Genomic DNA, 19,503 nt, shown 5'->3' with positions numbered 1-19,503 from the left:
ACGGAGCGGGCGGCGCAGGGCGCACAGGGGCTCCGTCGAGGGGTTCATGATACACCATCGTCGTGAAGGGGCTGGCGACAAGGTCTGCGAAACGGCGTGAAAAGCGCCGAAAATCTGCGTTCTGTGTGGATTTTTCGGTCCGTGCGGGAATGGCCCCAGCCGCGACGCGCGACGGTGGAGCAGCCTTGCGGCGTCGGATGCGCCGTCGGGTCGGGACTGAAGTCCCTCCCACAGTGCAGTGCTGCACAATGGGGTTCCCGAGAATGTGGGTGCTCCACCTGTGGGAGCGGCTTCAGCCGCGACGCGCGGTGGTGGGAGATCCAGCAAGCGTCGGACACGTCGGAATGAAGTTCCTCGTATGCAGCGCAGACAGTTCCGCCCTGGCTGGGGCCGATGCTGCAATCACGACGCTTCCCTTGCGCTCGCCGTGTCCGACGGCGCGCGTTTGATTGCATCCACGCCGCGGTCCTGTCCGCGGTCGCCGCGGGATGCCATCATCGGCCGATGGCTTCTGCTCCCTTCGCCGTTCCCGACGTCCTGCAACCCACGCTCGAACGCAGCCTGGCGCGCCTGCGCCACGCCGTCGCCGCGCAGCCGTGGCCGTCTCATCCCGGTTTCGAGGACGCGCTGGCGCGCGCGCTGCTGGCCAGCGATTTCCTGCTCGACACGCTGTGCCGGCAGCCGTCGCTGCTCGCGCACCTGGCGCAGCCGGACCCGCCGTCCTTGCCGCTGCCGCAACTGGATCCGGCGCAGCCCGCCGCATGGCCGGCGCAGTTGCGCCGCTACCGTGCGGCCGCCTCGGCGCGGCTGGTGTGGCGCGACGTGCTGGGCCTGGACGAGGTCGATGCGACGCTGGCCGGCAGCACGCAGTTGGCCGAGGACTGCCTGGCGCTGGCGCTGCAGGCGCTGGAGGGCGAGTTCGCCGCGCGCCACGGGGTGGTGCGTGCCGCCGACGGCAGCGTGCAGCGGCTGGTGGTATTCGGCCTGGGCAAGCTCGGCGGCGGCGAACTGAATTTCTCCTCCGACGTGGATCTGGTCTACGCCTATCCGCAGGGCGGCGAGTCCGACGGCGCGCGGGCGCTGGCCGCCGAGGAATACTTCGCGCGGCTCGGCCAGCGCCTGGCGCGGCTGCTCGACGAGACCACCGCCGACGGCTTCGCGCACCGCGTGGATCTGCGCCTGCGTCCGTTCGGCACGGCGGGCCGGGTGGCGCTGTCGTTCGCCGGCATGGACCAGTATTTCCAGCGCGAAGGCCGCGACTGGGAGCGCTACGCCTGGCTGAAGGCGCGCGCGGTGGCCGGCGACATCGCCGCCGGCGAGGAATGGCTGCAGGCGCTGCGCCCGTTCGTGTACCGGCGCTATCTCGACTACACCGCGCTGGACGGCCTGCGCGAGATGAAGGCGGCGATCACCGCCGAAGTGGCGCGCCACGACCGCCTGGACGACATCAAGCGCGGCGCCGGCGGCATCCGCGAGATCGAGTTCCTGGTGCAGTCGCTGCAGTTGATCCGCGGCGGTCGCGAACCTGCGCTCCGCGAGCGCCGCCTGTTGCCGGCGCTGCAGGCGTTGGTTGCCGCCGGCCAGGTCGCCGCCGAGGACGGCGCCGCGCTGGCGCAGGCGTATCGCGTCCTGCGCCAGGTGGAGAACCGCCTGCAGATGCTGCGCGATGCGCAGACCCACGCGCTGCCGGAGGATCCGCTGGACCGCGCGCGCATCGCCTTCGGCCTTGGCCATGCCGACTGGGCCGCGCTGCACGCAGCGCTGCAGGTGCAGCGCGACCGGGTCGCCGCCGAGTTCGCCGAACTGCTGGCGCCGCGCGAGCGCGCGCTGGCGCCCGATGCGCTGGCCGACTACTGGCGCGGCCTGCCCGACGCTGGCCAGGTGCAGGTGCTGCGCGAGGCTGGTTTTGCAGACCCTGACGGCGCCGACCAGGCCTTGCGCGGTTTCGTGCAGTCGCTGGGCGTGCGCACGCTCTCCGATGCCGCGCGTGCGCGCCTGGACCGGGTGCTGCCGGCGCTGCTGCATGCCGCGGCGCGCTCGGCGCAGGCCGATGCCGCCCTGCACCGCGTGCTCGGCCTGCTGCAGGCGATCCTGCGCCGGGCCAGCTACCTGGCCCTGCTCGACGAACAACCCAGCGCGCTGGCGCGGCTGGTCGACGTGCTGGCGCGCAGCGCCTTCCTGTCCGAACGGCTGGCCGCGCATCCGCTGCTGCTGGACGAACTGCTCGACAGCCGCGTCGATGGCCCGATGCCCGATGAGGCGGCGATGCAGCGGCTGTGCGATGCAGCGGTCGCCACCGCCGGCGACGATCCGGAAGCGGCCCTGCGCGGCCTCAACGAAGCGCGCCAGGCGCTGAGTTTCCGCATCGCCCTGGCCACGCTGGACCGGCGCCAGCCCGCGCTCGACAGCGCTCGCCAGTTGGCGCAGCTGGCCGAGGCGGTGGTCGTGACCGTGCTGCGCCTGGCCCGCGCCGATCTGGTCGCCGCGCATGGCGAGGTGCCTGGCGGCAGTTTCGCCATCGTCGGTTACGGCAGCCTCGGTGGTGTGGAACTGGGCATCGGCTCGGACCTGGACCTGGTGTTCCTGTACGACCATCCGCCGGGCGTCGAAGCGTCGGCCGGGCCGCGGCCGCTGGAGAGCGGGCGCTGGTTCGCGCGGCTGGCGCAGAAGGTGATCGCGTTGCTCGGCGCGGTCACCGGTGGCGGCCGCCTGTACGACATCGACGTGCGCCTGCGCCCGGACGGCGGAAAGGGCGCGCTGGTGTCGTCGCTGGCCAGCTACCGCGAGTATCAGCGCGAGCGCGCCTGGACCTGGGAGCACCAGGCCTTGGTGCGCGCGCGCGGCGTGGCCGGCGACGCGCCGCTGCTGCAGCAGTTCGAGCAGGTGCGCGCGCAGACCCTGGCACGCCCGCGCGAGCCCGCAGTGCTGCGCGAGGAAGTGCGCAGGATGCGTGCGCGCATGCGCGCCGAACTGGACCGCAGCGATGCGGCGCGCTTCGATCTCAAGCAGGGTGCCGGCGGCCTGGTCGACCTGGAATTCCTGATGCAGGCCGGCGTGCTGCTCGGCGCCGCGCAGCAGCCGGCACTGTTGGCGCCGCGCGACACGCCGGCGCTGCTCGATGCGCTGGTGCACAGCGGCTGGCTGTCGCCATCCATCGCTGCCAGCCTGCATGCCGCCCACGCCACCCTGGTGGAGGCCGGCCTGGCCTGCACGCTGGACCGGCGTCCGCGCCTGACCGCGCCCACGGTCGAGATCGCCGCGGCGCGTGCGGCGATTCGCGCTGCCGCGGCCGCCCTGGACCTGGTGTTCGTCGATGGCCGAGCGGACGGCGACGCGGCGCGCTAGCGCGATTCTTGTTGGCAGCGCATGCGCGCACGCATGGTGTCGGTGGCGACATGCTTCTCCGGCAACGCCGCGTCTTGCCGAGTCGCGGCGGAAAGCGCGCCGTCGGCGCTGGCTGCGATCGGCCGGAGGGCCTGGGCTCGCCGTCGTGATGCCACCGCAAACACGCCGCCTTGGTCGCGGCGATCGGCGTCGGCATGCCGTTCCGCGCCGCGGTGGCGCGATTGCTACACGCTGACGTATTGAGACTGGAACCAGACCGCGTCGGGATCGGTGTCCGCCACCTGGTCGGGATCCACGCCGAACAGCGCCTGGTAGGCGCGCTTCCACAGGCCGGCGCGGCCGGCGCACAGGTCGTGCCACAGCGCATGGAAGGTCACTGACTCGAACACCCGCACCACGTCCACGACCTGCTCGAGGTAGGCCTGGAACAGGTAAACCCGCTCGCCGGCCACCAGGATGTTGACGTTGTGGATCAACTGCGACGGATCGCCCAGCAGCACGATGTTGACGAAGTCGCCATCGGCGAAGGTCGGCAGCGCCGCATCCGCCAGGTACGGCGTGGTGCGCAAGGGCCGGTCGCGGCGCAGCAGCACCATTTCCAGCATCAGTGGGGCGAAGGTATTGCACGACCACGCTGGGTTGGAAACGGCGGGACTGGTCAGCGTGGCCAGCGCTGTGCCGGCCGGCTGCAGTTGCGCCAGGGTGGCGTTGAGCGCGCTCAGCGCGAGGGCGGGGGTGACGTCGTGCGGCATGGGCGTGGTCTCGTCGCAGGCGCGGCGCACGGGACGTGCGCCGCCGATGGCCTGTTCAACGTCTGCCGTGGCCGCTTGTGAAGCCGCGCTTGCGCGAAGCGCGGCGCAGCTGTCAGCGCGTCGGCGCCATCCGCCACAGCAGCGCGCGGAACGGCGCCAGCAGGCACACGCCGATGCCCAGCTTCACCGCCAGGTCGCCGGCGGCCCAGCTCAGCCAGGGCAGCGTCGAGCCGGCGAAGGCGATCGACCAGAAGATCGTGGTGTCCAGCGTCGCGCTGCAGGTGGTAGCGACGATCGGCGCGCGCCACCAGCGCCCGCGGCGCAATCGGTCGAACACGGTGATGTCCAGCAACTGCGCGGCGATGAAGGCCAGGCACGAGGCCGCGGCGATGCGCGGGGTGGCGATCCAGATCGACAGCAGCACCGCCAGTGCGAACCCGCACCAGGCCACCCGCCGCGCCGCGCGCGGGCCGAAGCGGCGGTTGATCAGGTTGCTGACCAGGAACGCCAGCGGATAGCTGAAGGCGCCCCAGGTCAACCAGTCGTTGATCGGGAACTGCACCAGTACGTTCGACAGCAACACCACCGCGCCCATCGCCAGCACGGACAGCAGCAGCGCGCGCGGGGTCAGCGCGGCGAAAGTGGGCGAGGGAGCGGCAACGGACGGCACGGCGATCGGGGCAGGGGCGGCGGGCGCGCATTATCGCGGCCCGGACGTGCGATCACCAATGCCGGGCATGTGGACGATCTCAACGCCCCCGTGCGGCGTAGGAGTGGCTTCAGCCGCGACAGGGCGTATCCCGATCTCGCGTGGTCGCGGCTGAAGCCGCTCCTATCGTGGCAACCCCCACGATGGGAACCGCTATTGCGATTCTCCAATTCCAACTTCGCCGCACCGGCACTGCCGGGAGGCTGCACTGTGGGAGGGACTTCAGTCCCGACCCGATGGCGCATCCGCTGCGCACAGTGCGCCCCGATCTCCACGCGTCGCGGCTGAAGCCGCTCCTGCAAATGGAACTCCGCGCTGGGGAACGCTTTTGTAATTCCCCAATCCCCAATCCCAGCTTCACCGCACCGGCACTGCCGGGAGGCTGCACTGTGGGAGGGACTTCAGTCCCGACCCGATGGCGCATCCGCTGCGCACAGTGCGCCCCGATCTCCACGCGTTGCGGCTGAACCCGCTCCTACAAATGGAACTCCGCGCTGGGGAACGCTGTTGCGATTCCCCATTCCCTATTCCCGGCTCTACCGCGGCTGAAGCCGTTCCTACAAATGGAACTCCGCGCCGGGAACCGCTTTTGCAATTCCCCAATCCCCATTCCCAGCCTCACCGCGCCGGCGGCGCCGTTCCATCCACCGCCGCGCGGCCCACGGCCGGGTCGTCGGTGAAGAAGCCATCGATGCCGGCGTCGATCAGCGCGCGCATTTCCTTCATGCTGCCGGCGGCATTCACCGCAGCCGGGCCGCGCGCGTCCTGCAACTGCTTGGGCAGGAAATAGTTTTCCGGCCGGAAGGTGTACGGAATCACCTGCAGGCCGGCCGCATGCGCATCGGCCACGAACGAGGTGGGCGGAGCCAGGGCGCCGTCGGCACTCACCGGCACGATCGCGCGCAGGTTGGGGCTGACCAGCTGCGCGTACTTGGCGATCGCGCGCAGGCCCTGTGCACTGCCCATCTGCGCGTAGGTCGGGCCATTGCGCAACTGGTCGCCCGGGCGCTCCTTGGGATCGCCCAGCAACTGCACCAGGCGTACGTTCGGATGGGTGCTGCCCAACTTGCCGTGCAGGTATTCCAGGTTGCCGATCTCGAACGACTGGATCACCACCGGCGCCTTGCGCGTGTAGGCATGCGCATCGAGCGTGGCCACCAGCTTGTCCTCCATCGCCAGGCCGAGCCCGCGGAAGTAGGTGCCGTGCTTGATCTCGGGAATCAGCCCGATCGGCCGCCCGCGCGTGGCCGACTCGGCCGCGGTGAAGTCGATGATCTCGTCCATGGTCGGCACCTGGAACTGCCCGTCGAAGGCGGTGCCGCGCAGTTGCGGCAGGCGCTCGCGCGCGCGCAGGGTCTTCAGCTCGGTCAGGGTGAAGTCTTCGGTGAACCAGCCTTCCACGCGCTGCCCGTCGATCTGCTTGACGGTCTTGCGCGCGGCGAACTCCGGATGCGCGGCCACGTCGGTGGTACCGCCGATCTCGTTCTCGTGGCGCGCCACCAGCACGCCGTCCTTGGTCGAGACCAGGTCCGGCTCGATGAAGTCGGCGCCGTCGGCGATGGCCTTGGCGTAGGACGCCAGGGTGTGTTCGGGGCGCAGCGCGCTGGCGCCGCGGTGGCCGATCACCAGCGGCTTGTGCTCGCCCGGGGCGGCGGCCGGTACGGCCGCCGCGGTGGTCGCCAACACGGCCATCGCGCATCCCAACAACCAGGAGGTGGATCGGATCATCGCATGCGTTCCGGTTCGGGGGCGGACGGACAGGATGGACGCGCTCAGAAGCGCGCGTCCAGGGTCAGGAACGCCTGCCGCGGCGCGCTGGCGTGGAAGGCCAGCGAGCGGCCGTTCGGGTCGCTGTTGCTGAAGGCGGTGAGGTTGGAGGCGTAGCGCTTGTCGGTGAGGTTGGTGACGTTCAACGACAGCTTCAGGTCCCGCAGGAACGACACCGCCCCGAAATCGTAGCCGGCGCCGGCATCGAAGGAGGTGTAGCCGCCGAAGCCCTGGTCGTTGGTGTAGGTGTAGTAGCGCTGGCCGGTGTACTTGCCGCGCAGGTTGGCGTTCCAGCCGTTCCAGGTCCAGCTGAGTTCGCTGGCGAACATGCGCTTGGGCGTGTCCACGGTGGACTTGCCGGCGGTGGGGATGACCGCGCCGTTCTGCACGTAGTTGTCGTCGTAGGTGGAGCGGTTGATCGAGGCCGAGTTGTACCACTGCAGGTGAGCGGTCGGCTTCCAGATGAAGGTCAGCTCGCCGCCGCGGCTGCTCACCGAGCCCACGTTGAAGAAGCGCGTGGTGCACGCCGGGCTGGTGCCCTGCTGGATGCTCGGGCACGGGTTGAGCGACAGCAGGCGGTTGTCGAAGGTGACGTCGTAGCCGACCAGCGAGGCCTCGAACTGGTCGCGCACCAGGCGGTAGCCGGCTTCGAAGGTCTTGGACTTCTCCGGCTGCAGCGCGCCGACGCTGGCGTCGAACGAAGCCTGCGTCACCAGCAGCGGGCCGCCGGCGCCGCCGCCCTGGAACGCGGCGATGTTCTCGGCGTAGGAGGCGAACACTTCCTGGCCCTCGGCCAGGCGGTAGCTCAGGCCGGCCTGCGGCAGCAGCGCCTTGCTGGCCTTCAGTTCGCCGTTGGCCACCGGCGACTCCACCGCGATCCCCGGCGTCTCGCGCGCGGTCATGGTGGTGTGCGGGCTCTTGGCGCCGATGTCCAGGGTCAGGCGCTCGTCGAGCAGCTTGAAGGTGCCCTGCACATAGGCCTGCTTGGTGGTGATGACGTAGTCCTGCGAGAACAGCCGGCGGTTCGGGTTGCTCAGGAAGATGTCGTCGTCGATCGGGCCGTCGATCCAGTAGAAGTTGCGCTCCACGTGGTGCTTGTTGCGCTCGTACCACACGCCCGCTTCCAGGTGGTGCGGGCCGATGTCCCAGCCCAGCGAAGCGATGCCGCCGGTGCGGTTGATGGTGTAGTTGGTGCTGCGGATCGAGATCGGCAGCGCCTGCGGGGTGCCCGGGTAGGACGGCTGGCCCGGCGACCACCAGTGGCCCTGGCCTTCGTTCTCGTGATGGTAGACCTGGGTGTGCACGCTCACCGCATCGGACGGCTGGAAGTCGCCGGCCAGGTAGTACAGGTCGTCGTTGCGCAGCGCGCGGCTCTGGTAGTAGGCGTCGTCGATGTTGTCCACACCGCCGCTGTAGCCGCAGCGGCTGGGGTTGCGCGTGGCCGGCGCGCAATAGGCCGCGGCCAGCGCACGCTGCCAGTCCGGCGCATACAGGTTCCAGTCCCAACCCAGGCCGCGGTGCAGGCCGCTCTTGGACAGGTACGCGTAGTCGGCCTGCGAGGTGCGCGAGGTGTCGACGAACGCAGTGATCTTGCCGCCCTCGAACTGGTACACGCCCTTGCCGTTGAACTGCGCGGTGTGGGTCGGCGAGCCCGGCGGGGCCCACATGTCGGCGTCGGCGTAGATACCGGACAGGTAGGCGGAGAAGCCGTTGTGCTCGCCGGTATCCAGGCGCAGGTAGGTGCGGCGGTTGCTGTCCGAGCCCACGGTCTGCGCCAGGCGCACGCCGACCTCGGTGGACGGATCGTCGGAGTAGTACTGCACCGTGCCGCCGAGGTTGCTGGTGGAGGCCGTGCCCAGGCTGCCGATGCCCGAGGCCAGTTCCACGCCGCCGAAATTCTCGGCGATCAGCGCGCGGCTGATGTTCAGGCCGTTGTAGTTGCCGTAGGCGTTGTCGCCCAGCGGCAGGCCGTCGAGGGTGTAGCCCAGGCGCACGCCGTTGAAGCCGCGCAGGCTGATGGTCTGCGATTCCTCGTTGGCGCCGAAGGCGTCGTTGGACTGCACGTTGACGCCGGGAATGCGGTTGAGCAGCTTCTGGATGCTGGTGCCCGGCGGCAGCACCGCCACGTCCTGGGTGGTGATGCGCTGCACCTGGCGGGTCTCGCCCTGGCCGATCACCGACACCGCATCGAGTTGCTGCACGTCGGCCGCGGCACCATCGGCGGCGGGCTCCGCAGCGGTGGCGGCGAAGGGCGACAACAGGGCGGCGAGGATCGCCGTGCTCAGCAGGGAATGGAGAGGCATGCGCAAGGGGGATTCGTAAAGGAAGTGCGCACACGATGCGACAGCGACGTTGCAGGTTGGCGTCATCGGCGTTGCGGTTGTCATGCAGCGGTCCTGCGGCATGGCCTTCGTGTCGCCGCCGCCGGGAGGACGATGACTGCAGGCGCGCCATCGTGCGACATCGCGGAAGAAGCGGCGTGGCGCGCGCGTGTCGACATCAATGCGATACAGAGTGTCGCCGATTGCCATGCATGACGAGTGGTGAACACATGTAGGCGTGTGTGTCGGAAACCCGGCGAAACATGCTGTTTCCAAAGTCGAAAGCGGCGTCGTCCGTCAAAGTTTTGTAGTGCGCTCCTCCTCAATGATCACGCCTCGCCCAAGCCCGACGACGTGCCGATGCGTGCAGACATGAGCAGGAAGCACAGTGCCCTCGCGTCGCTCGGAGCGTCGTTTGCGTGCGCTGTTGGGTCCTCGCCTCGACAGGTCTGCGCGCGCCGTACCCTCACCCCAACCCCTCTCCCGATGGGAGAGGGGCTCAGCGTCTTCCTTCTCCCATCGGGAGAAGGTGCCCCGCAGGGGCGGATGAGAGTGCGGGCGCAGCCTCGCAGCAACGAACCACGCACGCGCTGCGCGCGCCGTACCCTCACCCCAACCCCTCTCCCGGTGGGAGAGGGGCTCAGCGTCTCCCTTCTCCCCCCGGGAGAAGGTGCCCCGCAGGGGCGGATGAGAGTACGGGCGCAGCCTCGCAGCAACGAACCATGCGCGCACTTCGCGCGCCGTACCCTCACCCCAACCCCTCTCCCGGTGGGAGAGGGGCCAGGCGCTTCCCTTCTCCCCTCGGGAGAAGGTGCCCCGCAGGGGCGGATGAGGGTACGAGCGCAGCCTCGCAGCAACGAACCACGCACGCACTTCGCGCGCCGCACCCTCACCCCAACCCCTCTCCCGGTGGGAGAGGGGCTCAGGCTTCTCCCTTCTCCCCCCGGGAGAAGGTGCCCCGCAGGGGCGGATGAGGGTACGGGCGCAGCCTCGTCGCAACGAACCACGCGCGCACTTCCCGCTTCGCACCCTCACTCCAACCTCTCTCCCGAGGGAAGAGGGGCCATCGATTTCCCACCGCGAGGCCGCCACGGCCTCGTCCACTCGCTCTACCCCCGGAGAGACGCCCATGCTTGATCGCATCCGCCGTCGGCCCTTGCTGGCTGCCGTGTTGTCCGCTTCCCTGCTGTGCGCGCTCGGCACCGCCAATGCCGTGCCCGACGCCTCCATCGCGGCGATGACCGCAACGCTGCGCGCCGCGCCGGTCAACTTCGACGTGCACTTGCCGTTGCGCGATCAGGCCGGCCTGGACGCGTTGCTGGCCGATATCCAGGATCCGGTCTCCCCGCAGTATCACCATTGGCTGACGCCGACCGAATTCCAGCGCCGCTTCGCACCGGCGCCGGCGCAGGTCGCGCAGGTGCGTGCCGCGCTGCAGGCCGCGCACATGAACGTCACCGAGCAGGGCAACACCCTGCATGTCAGTGCGAGCGCGAACAACGTCGAGCGCTTGTTCGCGGTGCCGCTGACCGCCGAGGTCCAGCAGGGCAGCCAGGCCCACCTCGCCGCCGCCGGTCCCTTGCAGTTGCCCGCCGTGCTGCGCGACAGCGGTGCGACCGTGACCGGCCTGACCCGTGGTGCGCCGCCGATGCACGTCAACTGGCAGCGCGCGGCCACCAAGAATCCCGCCAACCGCTACGGCGCCGGCGGTACCACCTACTGGTACAACGATCTCAAGCAGGCCTACGGCTACCCGTCCTACCAGGCCACCACTGGCGCGGCCGGGCAGCAGCGCCGGCTCGACGGCACCGGCAGCACCATCGCCATCCTGATCAGCAGCGACGTGCTGGATTCGGACATCAAGGCGATGTTCGACCACGAAAACTTCAGCCGCTACGCCGCCAACCACGCCGACCCGACCCTGTACGCGCGCCACTACGTAGCCGGCGCCAAGCCGGGCCTGCAGGACGGCAACGACGCCGCAGGCGGCGAGGCCGCGCTCGACGTGCAGATGGCGCTCGGCGGCGCGCCGGGTGCGCATGTGCTGCTGTACGTGATCCCGGACCTGAGCGACGCCTCGGTGCTGGCCGGCTACCGGCAGATCGTGCAGGACAACCAGGCCGACGTGGTCAGTTCCTCGTTCGGCGTCTGCGAGCTGTACTACACCGCGGCCTACAACGGCGGCAAGGATTTCACCTCGCTGCTGCGTCCCTACGATGCGGTGTTCAAGCAGGGCAACGCGCAGGGCATCACCTTCGTCGCCTCCAGTGGCGACAACGCCGGCCTGGACTGCGCGGATACGCAGTACGCGGTCGACCACAAGGACGGCCGCTTCGTCGCCGGCGTCGAACACCCCGCAGCCAGCCCGCACGTGACCGCGGTCGGCGGCGGCAACCTGCTCACTGCGTACAAGAAGGGCAGCCTGGAATCCGGCTACAAGAGCGAAAGCGCCTACGGCGATCCGCTGGAGACCGCCGACTACTACGGCGTCGGCGCGAACCTGGCCGGCGGCTACTGGGGCGCCGGCGGCGGCGTCAGCACCCTGTTCCAGCGTCCGGCCTACCAGTTGCGTGCGCTCGGCGGGACGCGCACGTCCATGCGCGCGCTGCCGGACATCGGCATGCTGGTGGGCGGCTGCCCGGGGATTGCGACGCAGCCGTGCCGTGAGGGCGACAGCTCAGTGGCCACCTACTTCAAGGGCGGCATCTCGGCGGTGATCGGCACCAGCGTCGCCGCGCCGGAATTCGCCAGCGCGGTCGCGCTGCTGGTGGAGAAGCAGGGCCGCCAGGGCAATCTCAACGATTACCTGTACCGCCTGGCTGCCAATGGGCCGGAGGCGCTGCATCGCGGCATCCCCGGCTACAACGGCGTGGTCGACAACAATCAGCCGATCAAGGGCAAGTACAACTACACGGTCGGCGTGGGCACGCCGGTGGTGCGACTGCTGATCGGTGCGCTGGATGCGGCGCCGGCCGGCGTGCCGCGTTCGCCGAGCAACCCCTGACATAGCGTGATGTGACGCGTTGGGCCCGGTTGCCGTGTCGGCGTCGTGGCAGCGACGCCGGCACGGCGGCCGATCAGGCCAGCGTCAAGCGGTCGCGGATCAGCGCGGCCACCCGCGCGGTTTCGCGTAGCGGTGCGATGCCGGCGGCGTACGCGTCGCCGGCATCTTGCGCCGGAAGTAGGCGTCCACGCGCCTGCAAAGCACGATGGAAATCCAGGGCGCGGCCACGCGCCGTTTCCGGCATCAGCACTTGCACCGGCACGCGCGTGGCGCAGGCTTCCGACAGCAGGTTCACCGAATCCGGCGTGCACACGAGACGCTCGGCCCAGCCGAGCAGGCCGGCATAGGGATTGGCGCCGTCGTCCGCGCCGCACCACACCATGCCCGGCACGTCGGCGAACGTGCGGCGCAAGGCCGCGGCCACCGCAGGCGGCGTGCGCCGCGATGCGCTGGCGAGAATGCTGCCCCCGTGCATGCGCAACTGTGCGGCGATGTCGGCGAAGGCGGCCTGTGCCTGTGCTTCGCTCCACGGCGCCAGCCCGGAGGGGCCGCCCACCAGCAGACCGATGCGCGGCGAGGGCAATGCGCCCAACGCAGGAAACGCCGTGCGCCCGGCCGCCAGCCAGGCATCGTCGATCGGATGCAGGCTGCCGAGCAGGGTCAGCACATTGGGGCCGCGCAGCCGATCGTGTTCCGGCACCACCACGATGTCCCAGTGGCGCGGGTCCAGCCGCGGATCCAGGATCTGCGCCACCTGGCTGCCGCGTGCGCGCAGCAGCCGCGTCGCCAGCGCCGCCTGGCGGCCGCAGCCCACGGCGAGCGGCGGCGGCTGCTGCAATGCTGCGGCGAATGACGCGCCGTACGCATGCTGCGCGCCGGGCAGCCAGCGTGGCGCCAACCAGCGCCACGGCATGTGCGGCTGCAACACCTGCGCCTGGATCGGTGCCGCGGCCGGAAGCGCCAACGCGGCGGCCAGCGCCTCGGCCTGGCGGGCGTTGCCGGCGCGGCCATCGCTAATCGCCCAGGTCGCGTCCGATCGTTTCACGTTTGGTAGTAATCCGTTGCATCGCGGCCGGGTGTTGCGACAATCGTGCCACTCTACACTGGCCGCCTCGCATCGGGACGGCCCCACCGGCCTCCTGGCGCTTCCCTCGATCAAGGAACTTCCTCCATGTCCGACGCCTTGCACGACGCCGCCCTCGACCAGTTGTTCCGCACCGCCCGCACCCAGAACGCGTTCCTGGACAAGCCGGTCGACGAAGCCACCCTGCGTGCCCTGTACGACCTGGTGAAGTGGGGCCCGACCGCGGCCAACGGCAGCCCGGCACGCTTCGTCTTCGTCACCTCGCCGCAGGCCAAGGAAAAGCTCAAGCCGGCGCTGTCCGAAGGCAACCTGGCCAAGACCCTGGCCGCGCCGGTCACGGTGATCGTCGCCCACGACGAAGACTTCCACGAGAAGCTGCCGTACCTGTTCCCGCACACCGATGCCAAGAGCTGGTTCGACGGCCCGCGCGAAGGCCGCAGCGAAGGCGCGTTCCGCAACGGCTCGCTGCAGGGCGCCTACCTGATCCTGGCCGCGCGTGCGCTGGGCCTGGATGCCGGTCCCATGTCCGGCTTCGACAACGCCAAGGTCGATGCCGCGTTCTTCGCAGGCACTGCGATCAAATCCAACTTCCTGGTCAACCTCGGCTACGGCGATCCCAGTGGCCTGTTCCCGCGCCTGCCGCGGCTGAGTTTCGACGAGGCCGCGCGCATCGAGTGAGCGCGCGCTTTCCGCTTTCGTGTCCCACCGCAGGCCCGCGCCTGCCGCAGTTTCGTCCCATCACCCCTCCAAGGAGTTCCACCATGACCAAGACCCGCAAACTGCTGCTCCCGCTCGCCATGGCCCTGGCCGTCGTCGTCGCCCAGCCGGCCACCAGCGCCTTCGCCGCGCCGGCCGCCGCCGCTGCCGCCGCCAAGGGCGTCTCCGGCACCTACACGCTCGACCCGGCCCACACCGACGTGCTGGTGCAGTGGAGCCACTTCGGCTTCTCCAACCCGTCCGCGCACTTCGGCGACGTCGACGGCACCCTGGTCTACAACGCCCAGGACGTGAGCAAGTCCAGCGTCAACGTGACCCTGCCGCTGTCCGGCCTCAACAGCTTCACCGCCAAGTTCGACGAGCACCTGAAGAGCGCCGACTTCTTCGACGCCGCCAAGTTCCCGACCGCCACCTTCAAGAGCACCAAGGTGACCTCGGCCGGCGGCAACAAGCTGACCGTCGCTGGCGACCTGACCATCAAGGGCACGACCAAGCCGGTGGTGCTGGCGGTGACCCTCAACGGTGCCGGTCCGCACCCGATGAAGAAGGTGCCGGCGCTGGGCTTCGACGCCACCACCACGGTCAAGCGCAGCGACTTCGGCCTGGGCGCCTACGTGCCGAACGTCAGCGACGAAGTGAAGATCCGCATCACCACCGAAGCGCTGCAGGCAGCGGCCAAGTAAGGCCGCCTGTGGTCGCGGCAGCGGCGCTTCGCGCGCTGCCGCCTGTCGTAACGCAAACGCCCGCCACTCGGCGGGCGTTTGTATGTTCGGGATCTCGCTGTGTGCAGTGCAATGAAACTGCGCGCGAAAGACGCACCGTAGGGGCGGCTTCAGCCGCGATGGCCTTACCGCGATGGTTCTTGGCGAAGCCTCGCATGCGCCTGAAGCGCCAGGCACGTCCTTACCCTCACCCCAACCCCTCTCCCGGTGGGAGAGGGGCTGTTGCGCCGGGTTGCGGTGTGTTCGGTGCCTGCCGTCCTGCGCGTGCTTTTTGCTTTTTTCGACGCGGCTTTCAGTCTTCGGCCGCGTCCCCGCCCGCCTTCCAATACCCCGTCGCGCGGATCCACTCCTTGGGCACGCCCAGGTGGCCTTCGACGAACTTGCGCATCATCCGCGCGCGGGCCGATTCGCAGGCGATCCAGTAGAACGCGTCGCCGTCGGGCGGGTCGAAGTCGCGCAGCGCGCCTTCCAGCAACTGGCTGCTGCGTGCGTCCACGCCGTTGCGCTCCAGCCAGGTGATGCGCAGCGCGGCGTCGCACTCCAGCGCTTGCCGGTCGGCGTAGCCGGGAATCTCGATCAGCGCGTCCACCTCCGCGTTGGCCGGCAGGGTTTCCAGCCAGCGGCCGATCGCCGGCAGCGCGGTCTCGTCGCCGATCAGCACGTAGGCATCGAAATCGTCGGCGGCGACGAACGAGCCACGCGGCCCGCCGACGACCAGCGCATCGCCCGGGTCGGCCTGCGCCGCCCAGCGGCAGGCCGGGCCGTCGCCGTGCAACACGAAGTCCAGGGTCAGTTCCTGCGCGTCGGCATCGTAGTGGCGCGGGGTGTAGTCGCGGGCGGGAGAGGGCAGCGCGTCGGCCGGATACACCGGGCCGTGCTCGGTCATCGTCGGCAGCACGAACGCGCCTTCGGGGTTGGGGAAGAACAGCTTGACGTGGTCGTCCGGCCCGGCGCTGACGAAGCCGTCCAGTTCGGGGCCGCCGACGACGATGCGGCGCATGTGCGGGGTCAGCGGTTGCGTGCGCAGCACCTGCAGATGACGCAGGCGCAGCGGGTGGCGCAGCAGGCGGTGTTCGTGGGTCGCCATGGGAATCCTCGGAAGTGGGGGAGAGGGTTGGCGGGCGACGCGGATGCCGAAAGCGCTAATGTCCGCGTGCTGGCTGGAAGGGGAATCAGGGTGTGTTGCCATCCATGCCGTCGGCGGCGGCATGCAACAGCGCGGCGACGCGCTCGATCTCGTCCGGGTCCCAGCGCCCGTGCCGCGCCAGCAGGCCGTGCTTGATGCGGCGCATCGCCTCGCGCACCGGCGCCGGCACGTTGGCGCGCACCAGCGCACGCGCGCTGTGCTGGGTGCGCTGCAGCGCCGCGTCCACCTGCGCGCGCTCGGTGCGCACGAAGGCCTGGCCGGCCTCGGTGATGGCATAGCGTTTGCGCGTGGCGTCGGCATCGGCCTGTACCAGGCCCTGCGCTTCCAACTGCGCCAGGGTGGGGTAGACCGTGCCGGCGCTGGGCGTGTACAGGCCATGGAACAGCTCGGCGACCGCGCGGATCAACTCGTAGCCGTGGCGCGGCTGGGTCTCGATCATCGCCAGCAGCAACAGCCGCAGGTCGCCGTGGCCCAACGGACGGGGGCCGCGCGCGCCACGGCCGCGGCCGGCCCGGTCTTCATCGAACAGGCGGTGCGCGGGGTGCGGGCCGGGGACATGGGGTCGTGGCATTTCGATATGTCGAATCTGGTGCGGAAACGATATATCGAAGTAGTGTGGTCGGCAAGCGCCTGGCAGAGCGGGCGCTGGAGCGCGGTGGGATTGGTTCAGTCAGGACGGCAGCGCGCGTTTGCGTCCTGCGCGTGCATTCGGTGTGCTTGGGAGTTCTGCGGGGATGAGCTGTCCAAGTTGCATCGGCCAGCCGTGGCCCTTTTGAGAGTCAGGTGGTCATGCAGTCGCGAAAAGGGAAGCCGGAAGCCGACTGACACCCTCCCTCGTCGGGACTGAAGTCCCTCCCACAAGAGATGCCCAGTCCATCCCTGTGGAAGTGGCTTAGCCATGACGCGCTGTACGGCAACTCCGGTCGCGGCCTGGGCCGCTTGTGTCGACAGAGGGTCTTGCGGCGCGCTCGCCGGGTGCACTGTGGGAGGGACTTCAGTCCCGACGCATTGCGCCATCGGAACGCGCGCCGCTTCGCGCATCGCGGCCGCATGCCAGTCGACGTGCGTCAAAAGAGAGCCTTGCAGCGGGCTCGCCGGGTGCACTGTGGGAGGGACTTCAGTCCCGACGCGTTGCGCCATCGGCAAGCACCCGCCGCTGCATCTCGTCCAGGTACTCGTCCAGTTCCTGCACCGAGGTAAAGATCTCGTTCAACGGCACCGCCTTGACCACGTCGAACACCTTGCGGATCTGCGGTTGCGGGTTCACCACCAGCACCCGGCCGTCGCGCGCGGCCAGCACCTTGCGCGCCTTGAAGATCGAGCGGATGCCCGCGCTGCTGATGTAGTCCAGATGCGACAGGTCCAGCACCAGGGTGGTGATCGGCGTGGCCAGCAGCGGCGCCAGCGCCTCGTCCAGGGCCTGGTAGGTATGCGTGTCCAGGCGCCCGCTCAGGGTGAGGCGTTGGCGCTTGTCCTGCGCCGGATCGATCTGCAGGCTCAACGTGGTCATGCGGGCGACTCCTGAAGGGGTGGATCGGCGGGCTGCAGCAGGACGATGCGCACGACGTTGCGGCCGCCGTCGTGGCGATACTCGAGGCGATCGGCCAGTTGCTGCACCAGGTGCAGGCCGAGGCCACCGATCGGGCGTTCGGCGATGTCCGCGTCCAGGTCCGGCACCGGCGCGTCGCGCGGGTCGAAGGCCGGGCCGCTGTCGTGGAACTCCAGCACCAGCGCGTCGTGCAGCAGATGCAGGATCACGTCCACCGGCAGCGGCTCACGGCGCAGGTGGCCGTGTTCGAGGGTATTGCACGCCAGTTCCTCGACGATCAGCCGGGTGCGGCTGACTTGCTCGCCGCTCACGCCGTGGCGCCGCAGCGCCGCCTCCACGCTGTCGCTCAATTTCGCCAGTGCGTCGATTGCCGGTTCCATCTGCCATCGCAGCATCATCGCGTCGCCTCCCGTGCCGGATCCTGGCGCAGCCGGATCGCCAGGAGCGTAATGTCGTCGGACTGCGGTGCCGGTGCGGTGAACGCCTGCACGTCGGCCAGCACCGCGGCGCACTGCGCCTGCGCGTCGGCGCCCGGCTGCAGCGCCGCCAGCAGCCGCGCCTCGCCGTAGGGCCGCTCCTGCGCGTCCATCGCCTCGGTGATGCCGTCGGTGTAGCTGAGCAGGGTGGCGCCGGCGGCCAGGCGCCCATGCACCACCGGATAGCGCGATTGCGGCTCCAGCCCCAGCGGCGGGCCCGATTCCAGCGGCAGCAGGTGCGCACTGCCATCGGCGCCGAGCAGCAACGGCGGCTCGTGGCCGGCGCTGGACAGCCAGTAGTCGCCGCTGTGCACGTCGATCAGCCCGCACAGCACGGTGGCGAACATGCACGGCTCGTTGCCTTCCACCAACCGTTGCGAGGCCGCGATCAGGATCGCGTCCGGGCGCGTGTGCCGGCGCGCGGCGATCTCCAGCACGGTCATCGCCCGCGCCATGAACAGCGCCGCCGGTACGCCCTTGTCCGACACATCGCCGACCACGAACCACAGCAGCCCCGGCTCGGTCTCGAAGAACTGGTAGAAATCTCCGCCCACCATCTCCGCCGGTTCCAGCAGCGCATGGGTTTCCAGATGCTTGTGGGCGCTGTCGAAGGTGCGCCCGCCCGGCAGCATCGCCTGCTGGATGTCGCGCGCGATCGACAGCTCGCTCTGCATGCGCTGCCGCGCCTGCGCCAGCGTGGCGATCTCGTCCAGTTGGCGCTTGATCGAGCCGCGCGCGCTGTCGAAGGCGCGCGCCATCACCCCCACTTCGTCCGCGCGCTGCACATGCCGCAGCGGGTAGTCGAACGCGCCCTGGCTGAAGTGCAGCGCCGAGTCGGTCAGGTCCTCGATCGGCCGCACCAGCCGCACCGTGTAGCGGTGCAGCAGCCACAACCAAACCGCCAGCGCGGCGGCTCCGGCCAGCGCGCCCCACAGCACGATGCGGTCCAGCCCGGCCAGGATGTAGTCCTCCGACACGCTCAGCGCGAAGGTCCAGCCGGTGTCGCCCACCGCCGCGCTCTGGGTGAGGTAGCGGGTGCCGTCCGGCGCGGTGTGCTCGAAGCGCACCGCGGTGTGGGTGTCGGCCGCCTGTGCCAGCGGCGACAGGTCCGGCCGCGCCCGCGCCACGTGCGCCTCCAGGGTGCGGCGGAAGCGCAGCGCCGGGTCCGGATGCAGCACGAACAGCCCGTCCGGCGACAGCAGCATCGGCTGCAGCCCGCTGTTGGCCGGCAATTCGGCGACGATGGCCTGCAGCCGCTGCAGCGGCACGTCCACGCTCACCATGCCGATCGCCGGCGCCTGCGGCCCGTCGCCGGGCAGGCGCAGCGGCAGGTTGTAGGTGGTCAGGAACGCGCCGCCGGTGCTGGCGTCGCTGTACGGCTCGGACCACCACGGCGCCGGCGCGATGAGCGTGCGCCGGTACCAGGGCATGCTGCGCGCATCGAAGCCCAGCGCCTCCGCCGGCTGTTCCAGTACCCCGGTGGCGGTGCGCCGCAGGTGCCAGGCGAAACCGCGGTCGTCGCCCTTCAGCGCGCCCGGCTCGATCACCAGCAAGGCCCCGGCGATGTCCGGGTCGCCCTGCAGCGTGGCCTGCAGCAGGTTGCGCAGGTTGAACGGTTGCCGGCCCAGCCCCGCTGCGGCGGCGGCCAGGGTGCGCCCGCTCACCTGCACCGAGCCCAGCGTGGCGTCCAGGCTGCGCGCGGTCTGCTGGGTCAGCCCGGCCACCTCCTCGCGCGCGTTGCGCACCATCACTTCGCGCGCGCCCAGGTAGAACAGCAGGGCCAGGCCCAGCAGCAGCGCCACCTGCAGCAGGCTGCCCCACAACAGCAGCCGCGTGCGCAGGCTGTGCCGCCAGGCGACCGCGGAAGGCTCCTGCGCTGACGAGGCGACGGCGATGGCGGCGCTCCACGG

At 70.1% G+C, this 19,503-nt stretch carries 14 protein-coding genes; 4 read left to right on the top strand and 10 right to left on the bottom strand.

Annotated features, from left to right (window positions below; genetic code table 11):
• The first annotated feature begins 504 nt into the window (after nucleotides 1-504).
• Nucleotides 505-3,345 carry a bifunctional [glutamate--ammonia ligase]-adenylyl-L-tyrosine phosphorylase/[glutamate--ammonia-ligase] adenylyltransferase gene (glnE, locus tag SLW52_RS15990; RefSeq protein ID WP_320740697.1) on the top strand — a complete coding sequence of 947 codons (2,841 nt, stop codon included), beginning with the start codon at nucleotides 505-507 and terminating at the stop codon, nucleotides 3,343-3,345.
• Between the two features lie 224 nt (nucleotides 3,346-3,569).
• Here the strand turns inward: glnE and SLW52_RS15985 are convergent, their stop codons facing one another.
• The 4 genes from SLW52_RS15985 to SLW52_RS15970 all read right to left on the bottom strand — a co-directional run bounded on the left by SLW52_RS15985 (nucleotide 3,570) and on the right by SLW52_RS15970 (nucleotide 8,876).
• Nucleotides 3,570-4,097, bottom strand: a complete 528-nt coding sequence (locus tag SLW52_RS15985; protein ID WP_267098742.1) for a hypothetical protein — start codon at nucleotides 4,095-4,097, stop codon at nucleotides 3,570-3,572.
• A gap of 112 nt (nucleotides 4,098-4,209) precedes the next feature.
• Complete coding sequence (locus SLW52_RS15980; RefSeq protein WP_010343084.1) at nucleotides 4,210-4,767, bottom strand: queuosine precursor transporter; 558 nt, start codon at nucleotides 4,765-4,767, stop codon at nucleotides 4,210-4,212.
• Between the two features lie 657 nt (nucleotides 4,768-5,424).
• A complete protein-coding gene (locus tag SLW52_RS15975) occupies nucleotides 5,425-6,498 on the bottom strand; it encodes a glycerophosphodiester phosphodiesterase (protein ID WP_320740803.1) in 1,074 nt (357 codons plus the stop codon).
• Between the two features lie 80 nt (nucleotides 6,499-6,578).
• Complete coding sequence (locus SLW52_RS15970; RefSeq protein WP_267112700.1) at nucleotides 6,579-8,876, bottom strand: TonB-dependent receptor; 2,298 nt, start codon at nucleotides 8,874-8,876, stop codon at nucleotides 6,579-6,581.
• A gap of 1,147 nt (nucleotides 8,877-10,023) precedes the next feature.
• Here SLW52_RS15970 and SLW52_RS15965 point away from each other — a divergent pair.
• On the top strand, nucleotides 10,024-11,898 hold the full coding sequence (locus SLW52_RS15965; RefSeq protein ID WP_320740696.1) for a S53 family peptidase: 1,875 nt from the start codon (nucleotides 10,024-10,026) through the stop codon (nucleotides 11,896-11,898).
• A gap of 73 nt (nucleotides 11,899-11,971) precedes the next feature.
• On the opposite strand, the gene SLW52_RS15960 is transcribed toward SLW52_RS15965, so the two are convergent.
• Nucleotides 11,972-12,943, bottom strand: coding sequence for a mitochondrial fission ELM1 family protein (locus tag SLW52_RS15960; protein WP_320740695.1), 972 nt, complete (start codon nucleotides 12,941-12,943; stop codon nucleotides 11,972-11,974).
• 126 nt (nucleotides 12,944-13,069) lie between these two features.
• On the opposite strand from SLW52_RS15960, the gene SLW52_RS15955 reads away from it, so the two are divergent.
• Nucleotides 13,070-13,660: a malonic semialdehyde reductase gene (locus tag SLW52_RS15955; RefSeq protein ID WP_010343089.1), complete on the top strand. Its 591-nt coding sequence runs from the start codon at nucleotides 13,070-13,072 to the stop codon at nucleotides 13,658-13,660.
• 83 nt (nucleotides 13,661-13,743) lie between these two features.
• Nucleotides 13,744-14,382, top strand: coding sequence for a YceI family protein (locus tag SLW52_RS15950; RefSeq protein WP_017910034.1), 639 nt, complete (start codon nucleotides 13,744-13,746; stop codon nucleotides 14,380-14,382).
• A 331-nt stretch (nucleotides 14,383-14,713) separates the two neighbouring features.
• Here SLW52_RS15950 and SLW52_RS15945 read toward each other — a convergent pair whose 3' ends face one another.
• The 5 genes from SLW52_RS15945 to SLW52_RS15925 all read right to left on the bottom strand — a co-directional run bounded on the left by SLW52_RS15945 (nucleotide 14,714) and on the right by SLW52_RS15925 (nucleotide 19,488).
• A complete protein-coding gene (locus tag SLW52_RS15945) occupies nucleotides 14,714-15,508 on the bottom strand; it encodes a siderophore-interacting protein (RefSeq protein ID WP_320740694.1) in 795 nt (264 codons plus the stop codon).
• Between the two features lie 85 nt (nucleotides 15,509-15,593).
• A complete protein-coding gene (locus tag SLW52_RS15940) occupies nucleotides 15,594-16,139 on the bottom strand; it encodes a PadR family transcriptional regulator (protein ID WP_320740693.1) in 546 nt (181 codons plus the stop codon).
• A 546-nt stretch (nucleotides 16,140-16,685) separates the two neighbouring features.
• Nucleotides 16,686-17,078 (bottom strand): STAS domain-containing protein, encoded by a 393-nt coding sequence (locus SLW52_RS15935; protein WP_267098737.1) that lies wholly within the window; start codon nucleotides 17,076-17,078, stop codon nucleotides 16,686-16,688.
• A complete protein-coding gene (locus SLW52_RS15930) occupies nucleotides 17,075-17,515 on the bottom strand; it encodes an ATP-binding protein (RefSeq protein WP_267121489.1) in 441 nt (146 codons plus the stop codon). The genes SLW52_RS15935 and SLW52_RS15930 overlap by 4 nt, the downstream gene beginning before the upstream one ends.
• Nucleotides 17,512-19,488 carry a SpoIIE family protein phosphatase gene (locus SLW52_RS15925; RefSeq protein WP_320740802.1) on the bottom strand — a complete coding sequence of 659 codons (1,977 nt, stop codon included), beginning with the start codon at nucleotides 19,486-19,488 and terminating at the stop codon, nucleotides 17,512-17,514. The genes SLW52_RS15930 and SLW52_RS15925 overlap by 4 nt, the downstream gene beginning before the upstream one ends.
• Nucleotides 19,489-19,503 lie beyond the last annotated feature (15 nt).

It is taken from the genome of Xanthomonas sp. LF02-5 (assembly GCF_034105325.1).
GTDB lineage: Bacteria > Pseudomonadota > Gammaproteobacteria > Xanthomonadales > Xanthomonadaceae > Xanthomonas_A > Xanthomonas_A sontii.
The sequence above is the reverse complement of the archived record's forward strand: the minus strand, read 5'-3'. Positions and strand labels throughout refer to the sequence as shown.

Bases quoted from the DNA above. Each gene is read 5' to 3' on its own strand.
- glnE (WP_320740697.1), top strand. From the start codon at position 505: ATGGCTTCTGCTCCCTTCGCCGTTCCCGACGTCCTGCAACCCACGCTC.
- SLW52_RS15985 (WP_267098742.1), bottom strand. From the start codon at position 4,097: ATGCCGCACGACGTCACCCCCGCCCTCGCGCTGAGCGCGCTCAACGCC.
- SLW52_RS15975 (WP_320740803.1), bottom strand. From the start codon at position 6,498: ATGGCCGTGTTGGCGACCACCGCGGCGGCCGTACCGGCCGCCGCCCCG.
- SLW52_RS15970 (WP_267112700.1), bottom strand. From the start codon at position 8,876: ATGCCTCTCCATTCCCTGCTGAGCACGGCGATCCTCGCCGCCCTGTTG.
- SLW52_RS15965 (WP_320740696.1), top strand. From the start codon at position 10,024: ATGCTTGATCGCATCCGCCGTCGGCCCTTGCTGGCTGCCGTGTTGTCC.
- SLW52_RS15955 (WP_010343089.1), top strand. From the start codon at position 13,070: ATGTCCGACGCCTTGCACGACGCCGCCCTCGACCAGTTGTTCCGCACC.
- SLW52_RS15950 (WP_017910034.1), top strand. From the start codon at position 13,744: ATGACCAAGACCCGCAAACTGCTGCTCCCGCTCGCCATGGCCCTGGCC.
- SLW52_RS15945 (WP_320740694.1), bottom strand. From the start codon at position 15,508: ATGGCGACCCACGAACACCGCCTGCTGCGCCACCCGCTGCGCCTGCGT.
- SLW52_RS15940 (WP_320740693.1), bottom strand. From the start codon at position 16,139: ATGCCACGACCCCATGTCCCCGGCCCGCACCCCGCGCACCGCCTGTTC.
- SLW52_RS15935 (WP_267098737.1), bottom strand. From the start codon at position 17,078: ATGACCACGTTGAGCCTGCAGATCGATCCGGCGCAGGACAAGCGCCAA.
- SLW52_RS15930 (WP_267121489.1), bottom strand. From the start codon at position 17,515: ATGATGCTGCGATGGCAGATGGAACCGGCAATCGACGCACTGGCGAAA.